Here is a 12115-nt window from a genome sequence, read left to right as displayed (position 1 = left end):
CCGTTTTCTTTTTTTGAAATATTTTTTGTTGAGTGAATGCTGTTTAAAACACAGACATTTGGTTTTGAATTTTTTTTGAATTTTGGTTTTGAATTTTGCCAAATTTGATCTAAATTCGTGCCGTTTTTTGTGTTATTTTAATTCTCAGCATTTCTATTCTGCCGCGCCGCCGATTGTGCTGCTGTGTGCCGATGTCGTCAGTTTGCGCCCGGCTGCTGCCCGACAGCCGCCCGCCGCGCGAGTCGCCAAGCTCTTCAAAAAATTATTAAAAACGCCCGATGTGATTGAAGAATTATACAAAAAACAGAATCATGAAAGTGAAATATAATCGAAAAAGAAAAGAAGAATAAATTATTTTTTCAATTCTTCTTTAATTGAATTTTTGACATCTTTTTTTGTGTCATTAATTTTTTTATCAACAGCGTTGTCAACCTTTCTTTCAGCTTGGTATTTTGCGCTGCTGACTTCTCTGTCGATTTTTTGGTCGATTTTCTTTTCAATTTTATCAAATAAGCCCATTTAAATCACCGATGAACAAAAGTCCTGAAGTTATATCAGTCTTCCGACGTTTGAAAAACCGTTCATTGAAAAAATAGATGAAAAATTATGAGAATGGATAATTGCTGATATTTCTAAATATAAATAAAAAGAAAAAAGAAAGGTAAAAGAAAAAAGAAATGTAAAAGAAGAAAAAAGGCAATGCATTATGCATTGTCTTTGTTGTATTCCTGAATCGATTTAATCGTCATTTCTTTTTCTTTTGCCGCGATAATCGCTTTTCCCGAGATTTTTGCGCTCTGAAGTGTTGTGATGTACGGAACACCGTAATCAACGGCTGAGCGGCGGATCTTGGACCCGTCACGGCGTGCTTTCGTCTTCTCTGTCGGTGTGTTGATGATCAAATTGACTTCATTCTTTCTGACGCGATCAATCACATTGGGCGTTCCTTCATGAACTTTTAAAACGATATCCATTGAAATACCGTTCTTTTCCATGAATTCGGCCGTTCCTTTCGTTCCGATCATCTTTAAGCCGACAGAAGTCATTTCTTTGGCGACTTCAAGCATTTCCTCTTTGTCTTTGTCACGAATCGACATAAACACTGTTCCTTCCAGCGGCAGCGTGTTGTCTGCAGCCATCTCGGCCTTGTAAAACGCCAAATCATAGCTGTAGTCGATTCCCATGACTTCGCCCGTACTCTTCATCTCCGGGCTTAAGAGCGGGTCTGCGCCCGGCAGCTTGTCAAAGGGCAAAATCACTTCTTTCACCGCAACATGCTTGATTTGCGGCTCTTTTTCTGCCGTATAACCCTGCTCTTTCAAAGATTTGCCGATCATTACTTTTGCCGCAATCTTTGCAAGCGGGATGCCGATTGCCTTGGAGACAAACGGAACTGTTCGGCTGGAGCGCGGATTGGCTTCCAAAACGAAAACCTTACCGTTCTGCTCAGCCATCTGGATGTTGACCATTCCTTTCACGTTTAACGCAAGCGCAATCTTTCGAGTGTAGTCTCTGACGATTTCTAAAATGTCTTCGGGAAGCGTCTGCGGCGGAATCACACAAGCCGAGTCGCCCGAGTGGATGCCGGCTTCTTCAATGTGCTCCATAATTGCGCCGATATAGACGTTTTCTCCGTCCGAAACGGCGTCAACATCAATTTCGCGGGCGCCTTCTAAGAAGTCGTCAATTAAAATCGGGTGGTCATGGGTCACGCGAACCGCTTCTTTGATGTATTTTTCAAGTTCATCGCGATCGTAAACGATTTCCATCGCGCGGCCGCCGAGAACATATGACGGGCGGACCAAAACCGGATATCCGATTTTTTCGGCGATTTCAAAAGCCTGTTTCTCAGACGTTGCATATCCGGCTTCCGGCTGCAAAATGCCGAGACTGCTCATCAAAGTATTGAATCTTTCACGGTCTTCTGCCATATCCATATTTTCAGGAGATGTTCCCAAAATTTTGGTATTCATTCCGCGTCTCTTTAATTCCTTTTCAAGCGGCATTGCCAAATTCACGGAAGTCTGACCGCCGAACTGAATCAAAACGCCTGCCGGTTTTTCTTTTTCAATCACGTTCATGACATCTTCAAGCGTGACAGGTTCGAAGAAAAGCTTGTCGGACGTATCGTAATCGGTTGAAACCGTTTCGGGATTATTGTTGATAATCAGTGTTTCAATTCCTTCTTCGCGAAGCGCTTTGACGGCATGGACGGTACAATAGTCAAACTCAATTCCCTGTCCGATACGAATCGGTCCGGCACCGAGAATCAGAATTTTTTCTCTGTCATCGGTGACAGACAAATTTTCAACGCCGTATTCGGTGTAATAATAAGGCGTGAATGATTCCAAGGCTTCGGCGCAGGAGTCAACCATTCTGTAAGAGGCTTCCATATTTTCTTTTGCGCGCATATCTGTGATTTCTTCACGGCTCTTGCCGGTTAATTCGCTGATTCTTTCATCGGTGAAGCCGATTTTTTTAGCTTCGATTAAGACTTCTTTTGTCAATTTTTCTTCTTTTAAGATGTTTTCAAACAAGACAAAATTGCTGATCTTTTCGATAAAGAACGGGTTGATTTTTGTCCACTCGGAAATCGTTTTAACAGAATAGCCTTTTTTCAGCGCGTAAATGATGACAAAAATACGTTCATCCGTTGCGTTTCTCAAAAGGTCTTCGATTTCTTCATCCGTCCATGAATATTCATCAATATGTTTTCCGATGTCGAGTCCGCGGATTGCTTTTTGAATTGCGTCTTCGACTGTTCCGCCGATTGCCATGACTTCGCCGGTACTTTTCATCGCTGTTGTTAATTTGCGGTCGGCGGCCGTGAATTTATCAAACGGCCAGCGTGCGACTTTTACGACGACATAATCAACAGTCGGTTCCCAGTTGTCGGATTTGACTTCAACGCCTTTGACGATTTCATCCAATGTCATGCCGATTGCAATTTTTGCGGTTGCGCGGGCAATCGGAAATCCGGTTGCTTTGGATGCCAAAGCGGAAGATCGAGAAACACGCGGATTGACTTCAATAACTCTGTAATCGCTGTTTTCAGGATTATATGCCAGCTGAACATTGCAGCCGCCTTCAATATTAAGCGCCCTTAAAATGCGCATGGAAGCTTCGCGAAGCATTTTTATGTCTTTTTCGGGAAGTGTTAAAATCGGTGCGACAACCATTGATTCGCCGGTATGAATGCCCATCGGGTCGATGTTTTCCATCGTACAAATAACAATGCAAGTGTCATTTTTGTCGCGCATGACTTCAAATTCGATTTCCTCCCAGCCGAGAACGCTTTCTTCAATCAGAAGCTGGTGGATGCGGCTCTTTTTGAATCCTTTTTCGGCAATTTCGTAAAGTTCTTCGCGGGTGTACGCAATGCCGCCGCCGGCGCCGCCGAGTGTGAATGCAGGACGAATGATCAGGGGAAGTCCGAATTCTTTGATTGTTTCTTCGACTTCTTCCATTGTCGTGACGGCTTTGCTGCGCGGAACACGCTCTCCGATACTCATCATGAGCTCTTTGAAGAGTTCACGATCTTCCGTATTTTTAATGGATTCGACTTGCGTTCCGAGAAGTTTGACGCCGTATTTATCAAGAATTCCTTTTTCGGCGAGTTCGGTTGTCATGTTCAAGCCGGTTTGCCCGCCGATGCCTGCGATAATGCTGTCGGGTTTTTCTTTGGCGATGATTTTCTCCAATATTTCGGAGTTGATCGGCTCAACGTAGACGACATCGGCTGTTTCCGGGTCGGTCATGATTGTCGCCGGATTTGAATTTACCAAAACGACTTCCAATCCTTCTTCTTTCAGAGCGCGGCATGCCTGCGTTCCCGAGAAATCGAATTCTGCTGCCTGGCCGATTACAATCGGGCCGGATCCAATTAATAATACTCTTTTTATGTCATTTCGTTTCGGCATTTTAATATCCACCTGTTATTTGTGATAGTATACGATACTGTGCGATTTTTTTGCTGCTATGTTTTTCTATCATTTCCGCGGCAGTCGTTTCCGGATTGAATGATTTCATCTCTAATATGTCAGTAATGTCAGAAAATTTTCTGAAAATAGTATTGAAAATGTTGTAAGTATTTTTTGAGAAACGGTTCTGTGAAAATAAATCATAGAAAAACTTGTTGAAGTGAGAAACAAAAGAAGAGATAGAAGAAAAAGAGAAAACAAAGGAAGAAGCAAAAGCAGAATAAACAGAAGTAAAAGAAATATCAACAGAAATACAAAAAGCAAAAATCGAATTAATAAATGTAATAAAAGTCGATAAAGTCAGAAACGCTGTCCGAAAAACGGGTGTTTCCAACGCTTTTTTATGTATTAAAAAAAGCTTGTCTTTTTTCAGTATTTTCATTTTATAAGTCATAGCTTTTGTCAATCTCGTTTCTTTTGATTTTTAAGACTTGCAGCAAAAATTGCGGGTCATAAGTCTCTAAAACTTGATTGATTAGCGTTCCAATATATAACTTCTGTGATTGAAAATGTCATGATTGTCTGTGAAATTGATCAAGTTTTAACGATTGAGTTTCTTCTGAATGAAAATTTTTAATAAATCAGGAAAAGATAGGACGAATTTGTAATTTATATTTGTCCGGATTATTATTAATCTGCAATAATCTCTGAAATATCTATGATAATTAAGGCAGTGATATCATTGATAATTTTTATTGACAATTGTGCCACATATTTATTTGAAACTCTTTGTCGAATTTTCATCCTCTTGTTTCTTTTTCGAGTCGACAGTTTATTTTTTAATCTTTCTTCTATATAATTATTCGAAGACGTAATCGACCGCAAAAGGTATATACAATATCGCTGTAATTGATTTTAACAATTTTTCAAAGCAGATCATTCATCTGCCGATTATTTTTAATTTGTTTTTTTAAAAAAGTTAATCGAAAGAAGTCGGAAAAGGATAATTCGCCACAAATCATCCTTTTCTCTTTTCACACATTTCTTCCAATTCAAAGATTTTTCGAGTCCGGTTGAGTTAAATGAGTGTTATAACCCAACGCTGACAATTCATAGAATGCTTCAATCAGATATATACTTATCGCAATTATCTAGCCAAAAATAGCAGAAAAATTCGATTTTGCTATTCTTTTGAAACCTCTTTTTTCAAATCTATTTAATCATATCATTTTGCATCAAAATCCTATCTGAAATTATATTTTTCTTGGAAAATGCTTCATTTTCTAATTGACTGATGCCGTTTTTTGAGTCTAGCTTTAATTTTAGCCGAAAATATAGCAAATCTCTCTGAATCTCTATCTTTTTGCTATTTTATAATTTATTTTTCGATTCGACGTCGTTTTGATTTGACTTTGTCGATTGCGTTTTCAGGTCTTTTTGTTTTTGCTATCTCTTGCTATTTTTCTCTCTCTTCAATTTTCTATCCTTTTCTCGTTTGTATTCTCAATTTTCTATCTCTTCTATTTACAAAGGCTGATTCTTTCTTTCGGCTGCAAAATTTTTATAGGAAAATCTATTATTCGTTATATCGGGATTCTATCTCTCGATTTCTCGACTATCAAATGCTTTCAATTTTGCAGCATTTTGCAACATTTTGATATATTCCCGAAGATTCGGATGTTTTTTCGGCAAAATTAGTATTTTAGCGATATTGAGACAAATAACAATTTATATCAAGATGTAGTATTTTGATAGACTTCTATAACAACGGACTTGTAATTATGACTGATATTTCCGATTCAAACGAAAGCGGCAAACGTGAAGATTTAAGTGCCGCCGGCAAAAATGCCAAATCAGATGATAGCAAATCAGATGATAAAAGACAATTGAATGTTCGGATATCTGCAGAACTCTATGCAAAATTAGACAATCATCCGGAACAAAAAGGCACTGTTGTTACAAAGGCGCTTGAAAAATATTTGTCTGAAGACGACAGCGACGTCGTTTCACAGGAATATGTTTCTGCTCTTTTAAAACAACTTGAAATCAAAGACAATCAGATTTTGGCTTTGAACCGTCAGCTCGAAACCAAAGACGAGCAGATCACGGAACGCGACAACACGACAAAAATGCATATCGCTCAAGTTCAAACACTTATTAATCAGGTTGAAAAGAAAACACTTGAGCTTGAAGATGCTAAAAAGAAGAAATGGTACCAGTTTTGGTAAATTCTCATCTTTTTAATGTTTTTTCTTTCATTTTCTTTTGCTATTATTTGTCTTTATTTCTTTTTGATTTTTCGTTTCTGCTATCGCTTTTAATTGCTAGCAATTTCAAAATTTGTATTCCATAACTTGTAATTTCATTTTATCAAGATCAAATTAAATAAAAAGCCGAAATAAAAACAGTTATTCGTTTTAATGACAGTTTTATGAAATTCGAACCTTGAATTAATTGAAAAAAGCAAATAAAATAGTATATAAAATTATATATAAATAAGTAAATAAAAATGTAAGAAAAGATTTCAAAATGATTTTCATCATTTCGTCATCTTATCAATTTTTTCTTTCAGCAGAGCGCTGACTTCTTTGCCTCCGATTTTGCCGCGGTATTTTTCCATGACGATTCCCATCAAAGGACCAACAGCTGCGGGTCCTTTTTCGGCAATAAAATCTTTCTTATCGGCAACAACGCTGTCAATATATTCTTCAATTTCTTTTCTGTCAACTGATCCGATGCCGAGCTTCTCAACGGTTTCTGCGATGCAGCAGCACGAATCATTACAAACGATCACCAAAATATTGCGGGACGCATCTTTCGGGAGCGTGCCGTCTGCAATCAAATCAAACATTTCTTCGAATTTTATATCGGTAATTGAATCGACATCCAAACCTTCTCTTTTTAGTTCGGGTAAAACGCCGGTAAATGTTCTGGCAAGCAAAATCGGCGTTGCTGTTTCATTTCCTTTATATTTCTCGGCCAGCTTTTCAAAGAGTTTCATGTATTTGGAAAACGCAATCTTGTCCGCGAATTCTTCGTTGATGCCGTATTCTTTCATGTAGCGTTTTGACTTGTCTGTTAAAAGCTCGGGCGCCGCTAAATCGCGGTATTCCTGACGGCTGATTACAAAAGTCGGCAAATCTGTTTCCGGGTACATTCGGGCAGCTCCCGGAAGCGGGCGCATGTAAGATGTGTTGCCGTCGGGCTGCGCGTAGCGTGTCTCCTGCGGAATTTCAATCAAAACCTGCTCGGCGCGTGAAACGACAGATTCCATTGCGCGCTTAACGACTTCGGCGCGGCCGGAAATCATAATGACGGCGTCATCCGCTTCGGCGCCGACAGCTTTTCTGAGCGCTTCCACTTCTTCAGCGGTAATGCCGTAATTCGGCAATTCATCTGTGTGGAACAATCCTGAAACGCCGACTGCTTTTGCCTTTTCCGAAAGTTCTGTTCCGAGTCTTCTGCCGGGCTGAACTTCTCTTCCGATGTAGCCGTCAAATCCTTTCAAACGGATTGCGATAATCTGTCTGTTTTTGGCGCTGTTGATAATCACTTTAGATTTTGTTTCGGCAAAAACATCCGTCACATCATAAAGCGTTGTGTCAACAGACGCGCCTTTTGCATTCAATTCTTCTTTGATTTCAATGAGCGCAAGCTGTCTGAAAATTTCGCGCTTGACGATTTCGCCGATCATCGACAAAGCCTGAACGCCTTTCATTTCAACGCGCGTTCCGTTTTTAATTGAAACATTCACATCCTGGCGAATCGTTCCGATGCCTCTTTTAACGCCGAGCGTCGATCGAAGCGCCATGCCGAGATAAGAAGCGACTTCAAAAGTCTGTTCCGGCGTTCGAATGTCCGGTTCGGTCGCAATTTCGATCAGCGGAATTCCGAGTCTGTCAAGCGAAAAAACCGTATATTCATCCGTTTCTTCCATTTTCGGCGCGGATTCTTCTTCCAAACACAAACTGTTGATGCGGCATTTTCCGGAAACTGTTTCGATCCAGCCGTTTCCCGCGATAAATGTCGTTCTCTGAAAGCCGCCCGGTCCGGATCCGTCAACAATGATCTTTCTCATCGTGTGCGCGCGGTCGACGGGAATCATATGAAGAAGTTTGGACACTTCAAGCGTTGTTTTCAATGCTTCCGGATTTACGGGCGCCGGTCCCGCTTCGTCAATGTCTCCCAAACAAGTTGTGTCAAAAACCATGTATCTGCTCTGGCGGTTGGCCTGCGTCTGTTCGACAACGGCGCGGTCCATCATGCCTAAATTGTTGGCTTTGGGGCGCAAGTATCTTTTGATTTCATGCGTCGATTCTTCCGGCTCCCTGTAAATATTCGGACAGCGGCAGTGAAGTTTCGTCGGGGAATCCACCTGCTGGTGAATTTCAAGGCCGACCATCAAGCCGAGCGCTTCATAATCGTAGTCAGGGATAGTTTTAGCTTCATGACTCATTTTAAATTCCTTTTTATTTCGATAATTTCAATAATAATTACAATTTACAAATATGAAATACAAGATAAAATCAAGATTAAAAAACATTACTCATGAATTGATGAATCTAATGTGTTAATAAATTTTGCTGTCAATTATGCCGAAAAAGATATAATTCCTATTTCGATTTTTCGTTTTTATAATATTTGTGTTTGAATTTGTTTCATCCACTTCTGTTTTTCTATTCTTTTATTTTATTTTGTTTTATTTTGTTTTCTCATCATTGAAACAAACATCCAATTTTTGAAAACGTTGAACCTGAACGCCCGATAAAACCCTAAATAAATGTTTTAGATTTTGGAAAAAAGAAGGCGTTCCGTTTTTGAATAATTTTGATAAAAACGATGTTTCAATTGATTTTAGATTGAATAATATCTTAAAAACCGCCCCCGCAAGTTAAGTTTCCGAGCGCAGCGAGGGAACGAGACTTGGCGAATTCTTCCCATATGAAACAAAAAATTTAAAACATTCTGCTTTTTCAGTTGCGTTTGGCTTCTGCAAAGTGTCGTCTTGCAACTGTCTTTTGTTGTCAGCTTCCTGCGAGCCTGATCGTCTGCGACTGTCTTTTAGTTTGCTGCCTGCAATCAGGTTTGCATTTCCGTCTGTATTTGCTCATTTTAATCGTAATCCGTTGGCATTAAATTTTGTTCGCTTCGCTCACAAAATTTCGGGTTGCAGGGAGAGGATGGTGTTTGTTTGCAGGGGGGTGGTGTTTGTTTCCGCTGCTACCTTCAGGTTTGTGTTTCTGCTGCTACCTTCAGGTTTGTATTTCTGCTGCTACCTTCAGGTTTGTATTTCCACTTGGCATCAGGTTTCTGTTTCCGCGTGGGGTCAGGTTTTTGTTTCCGCTTGCCACTCAGGTTTGCATTGCCGCTCTGTCGCCGCCCCGCTGCCGGCAGCGCCCGTCGCGCGAGCCGCATAAATCTTTAAAAAGTAATCGAAAAGAAACTCCTGTCTTAAAAAAGTAATCGAAAAAGAAATTCCTGTCTTTAAAAAGCAATCGAAAAGAAATTCCTGTCTTAAAAAAGCAATCGAAAAGAAATTTCTGTCTTTAAAAAGCAATCGAAAAAGAAGTCACATTAAAAAAGTTATTGAAAAAAAACCGATACTTAAAAAATAACCCATCTTGTTTTTAATTATTTTGTTTTTAATTTTAATGTCTTATCAAAATCGAATCGGAGTAAATTATCTTATGTCTTTTATATTATTTCGTTCTATTAATTGCGTTTTTGTGTCCGAATCTATATATTGTATCTTCGTTTTCTATATTTTGCAATAATCTATTTATACTTCGCTGGCAATATTAATTTTTAGAACTCAATTTAAAACCGGATATATATCCTGTTTAAATTTGAATTCCCGAATTCAATGATTTAACAGATGCCTTAAGTGGATTTGAATACCGGTAAATCTTTGGTTTGCTTTCGATTCACCTGTATTCGGAATGTTGACCATTTGATTTGACTGTTGTTAAATTCAACTGAATCTTTCGGAAGAAATTTGACTCAATTTATTCGACTCAATTTGACTCCGGTCAGTTTGATTCAATCGATTTGATTCAATCGATTTGATTTAGTTCGATTGCTTCCGATAATATCTCTATGCCCCTACAACGGAGTCTTGAATATGACAATTGATAAAAAAAACGTTCAGAAAAACGTTAAAAACAAAAATAAAAACGCACGAATTCTGACAGGTGCACTTGTCTTGTGCCTTCTTCTTTCGTTAGTTCCGACAGCAGTAGCGGCGGACGGCGGTTACATTGAAGTCGGCTCACTCCCTGTCCCGGATTTCTCCGGACAGCCCTTACGCGGAAAAGCACCTCTCGAAGTTAAATTTACAGACCTTTCCTATCAGGGAATCCGAGACAACCTGAAATATACTTGGAGTTTCGGTGACGGAACAACCTCCAACCAGATCGGAAATGTGACGCATACGTACACCAAAGAAGGAAACTACACCGTTTCTTTGACGATTTCTAATGCTTTCGGAAACAAAACCGAAACCAAAACCAATTATATTTATGTCGGCTCCGGACCGATTGCTGATTTTACAGCCAATAACACAGCCGGAAAAACACCGCTGGCAGTTCAGTTCACTGATAAATCCGGCGGCAACCCGACGAAATATTCATGGGATTTCGGCGACGGCTCAAAATCAACAGATAAGAACCCGACACATACTTACAACCAAACCGGTACCTATACTGTTTCTTTAACCGTGTCAAATGAGTTCGGAAGCGATACAAAAACTGAAAAATCATTGGTAAATGTCGGTGTCGCACCGAATGTTTTCTTTACGGCAAACGGCACGATCAATTCCAATCAGGTCGCTTTCACAACACACGGCGACACGACTGATTCCGGAACTTACAAATGGGATTTCGGTGACGGCAGCACTTCCTCCGAAAAGAATCCGACACACACCTACAAATCAACCGGTGTTTATAATGTGACTTTGAATGTGACAAACAGCTACGGCACATCAACTTACACGCTTCGAAATGTTTCTATCACGAATACGCTGAAAGCTGATTTTTCCGCTGAAAACAATATGGGAAGTTCTCCTTTGAACGTCAAATTCACTGACCAGACACAAGGCGCCGGCAGCGGTTCAACTTACCTCTGGAATTTCGGTGACGGTACAACTTCTGCAGATAAAAATCCTTCACACACCTACAACAGAACAGGAACGTATTCGGTGGCTTTGACCGTTACGAATCCCTGCGGTGCAACAGATTCTGTCATTAAATCCAGTTATGTCAGCGTCGGCAAAGTTCCTGTCGCAGACTTTACAGGCACACCGAGAACCGGCGTTGCATCGCTCGCGGTTCAGTTTACCGACAAATCTCAGGGAAGCAATTTGACTTACTCCTGGGACTTCGGCGACGGCACAACTTCGACGGATGCAAATCCGAAACACACCTATTCCAAGGAAGGCACTTACACTGTTAAACTGACGGTTAAGAACACTTACGGCAGCAACACGGCAACCAAAGACAAATACATCACCGTCGGAGCCGCCCCGCGCGCCAATTTCCAGGCCGATGTTCTCTCAGGCGTTGCCCCGCATCCTGTTCAGTTCACTGATCTTTCAACAGGCAAACCGACATCCTGGTACTGGGACTTTGGTGACGGGTCAACTTCAACAGACCAGAACCCGAGACACACTTACCAGAAATCCGGTTACTACAATGTCACGCTGACGGTTAAGAACGCGTACGGTGAATCGACTCTTCTGAGACTCGATGACGGCAAGGAAGTGTATTCCGAAGATGTGAAAGGAACGAGCAGCGCATCAGGCTCTGCCGACAACACATCCGACAAAACAACACCCTCATCCAATACGTCGGCAGCAAACACTTCCAAGACGGCAGCAAACACAACCGGCAACAATTCAACCGATAAAACCAAAACCTCTATCCCCGGATTCGGTATCTTGATTGCAATTGCAGCCGTTATCGGTATTGTCGGAATCGGCGTGTACGCTCAAAGAAAGTCGAAATAATAAAATAAAAATTTAAAAAAAGTAAAAGATTTAAAGAAAGTAAAAAGTAAAAGAAAGTAAAAAATAATGAATAAATTGTGAAGAGACTTTCTCTTCCGTTTATTCTTTTTATTTTTATCATTCTTTTTATTTATCTTATTTTTTTATTTATCTCGTTTTTTTATTTATCTTATTTTTTTATTTATCTTATTTT

8 protein-coding genes are annotated in these 12115 nt (G+C 40.1%); 4 read left to right on the top strand and 4 right to left on the bottom strand.

Annotated elements, in window-relative coordinates; genetic code table 11:
* Window positions 1-175 precede the first annotated feature (175 nt).
* Complete coding sequence (locus MmiHf6_RS03755; RefSeq protein WP_316558367.1) at window positions 176-328, top strand: hypothetical protein; 153 nt, start codon at window positions 176-178, stop codon at window positions 326-328.
* Between the two features lie 23 nt (window positions 329-351).
* Here MmiHf6_RS03755 and MmiHf6_RS03750 read toward each other — a convergent pair whose 3' ends face one another.
* The 3 genes from MmiHf6_RS03750 to MmiHf6_RS03740 all read right to left on the bottom strand — a co-directional run bounded on the left by MmiHf6_RS03750 (window position 352) and on the right by MmiHf6_RS03740 (window position 4386).
* Window positions 352-519: a hypothetical protein gene (locus MmiHf6_RS03750; protein WP_316558366.1), complete on the bottom strand. Its 168-nt coding sequence runs from the start codon at window positions 517-519 to the stop codon at window positions 352-354.
* 185 nt (window positions 520-704) lie between these two features.
* Window positions 705-3920 (bottom strand): carbamoyl-phosphate synthase large subunit, encoded by a 3216-nt coding sequence (gene carB / locus MmiHf6_RS03745; protein ID WP_316558365.1) that lies wholly within the window; start codon window positions 3918-3920, stop codon window positions 705-707.
* Window position 3921: 1 nt separating this feature from the next.
* Complete coding sequence (locus tag MmiHf6_RS03740) at window positions 3922-4386, bottom strand: hypothetical protein (protein ID WP_316558364.1); 465 nt, start codon at window positions 4384-4386, stop codon at window positions 3922-3924.
* Window positions 4387-5701: 1315 nt separating this feature from the next.
* Here MmiHf6_RS03740 and MmiHf6_RS03735 point away from each other — a divergent pair.
* On the top strand, window positions 5702-6148 hold the full coding sequence (locus tag MmiHf6_RS03735) for a hypothetical protein (protein WP_316558363.1): 447 nt from the start codon (window positions 5702-5704) through the stop codon (window positions 6146-6148).
* A gap of 311 nt (window positions 6149-6459) precedes the next feature.
* On the opposite strand, the gene gatE is transcribed toward MmiHf6_RS03735, so the two are convergent.
* Window positions 6460-8376, bottom strand: coding sequence for a Glu-tRNA(Gln) amidotransferase subunit GatE (gene gatE / locus MmiHf6_RS03730; protein ID WP_316558362.1), 1917 nt, complete (start codon window positions 8374-8376; stop codon window positions 6460-6462).
* Window positions 8377-8917: 541 nt separating this feature from the next.
* On the opposite strand from gatE, the gene MmiHf6_RS03725 reads away from it, so the two are divergent.
* Both MmiHf6_RS03725 and MmiHf6_RS03720 read left to right on the top strand, forming a co-directional pair.
* The gene (locus MmiHf6_RS03725) at window positions 8918-9337 is read left to right on the top strand and encodes a hypothetical protein (protein ID WP_316558361.1); all 420 of its coding nucleotides are present in this window, start codon (window positions 8918-8920) and stop codon (window positions 9335-9337) included.
* A gap of 704 nt (window positions 9338-10041) precedes the next feature.
* Window positions 10042-11922 (top strand): PKD domain-containing protein, encoded by a 1881-nt coding sequence (locus MmiHf6_RS03720; RefSeq protein ID WP_316558360.1) that lies wholly within the window; start codon window positions 10042-10044, stop codon window positions 11920-11922.
* Window positions 11923-12115: the final 193 nt, after the last annotated feature.

Source organism: Methanimicrococcus hongohii (genome assembly GCF_032594095.1).
GTDB lineage: Archaea > Halobacteriota > Methanosarcinia > Methanosarcinales > Methanosarcinaceae > Methanimicrococcus > Methanimicrococcus hongohii.
This window is presented reverse-complemented; position numbering and strand designations above follow the sequence as displayed.

Coding starts and splice junctions, on each gene's coding strand:
- MmiHf6_RS03750 (WP_316558366.1), bottom strand. CDS start 519: ATGGGCTTATTTGATAAAATTGAAAAGAAAATCGACCAAAAAATCGAC.
- MmiHf6_RS03720 (WP_316558360.1), top strand. CDS start 10,042: ATGACAATTGATAAAAAAAACGTTCAGAAAAACGTTAAAAACAAAAAT.
- MmiHf6_RS03735 (WP_316558363.1), top strand. CDS start 5,702: ATGACTGATATTTCCGATTCAAACGAAAGCGGCAAACGTGAAGATTTA.
- carB (WP_316558365.1), bottom strand. CDS start 3,920: ATGCCGAAACGAAATGACATAAAAAGAGTATTATTAATTGGATCCGGC.
- gatE (WP_316558362.1), bottom strand. CDS start 8,376: ATGAGTCATGAAGCTAAAACTATCCCTGACTACGATTATGAAGCGCTC.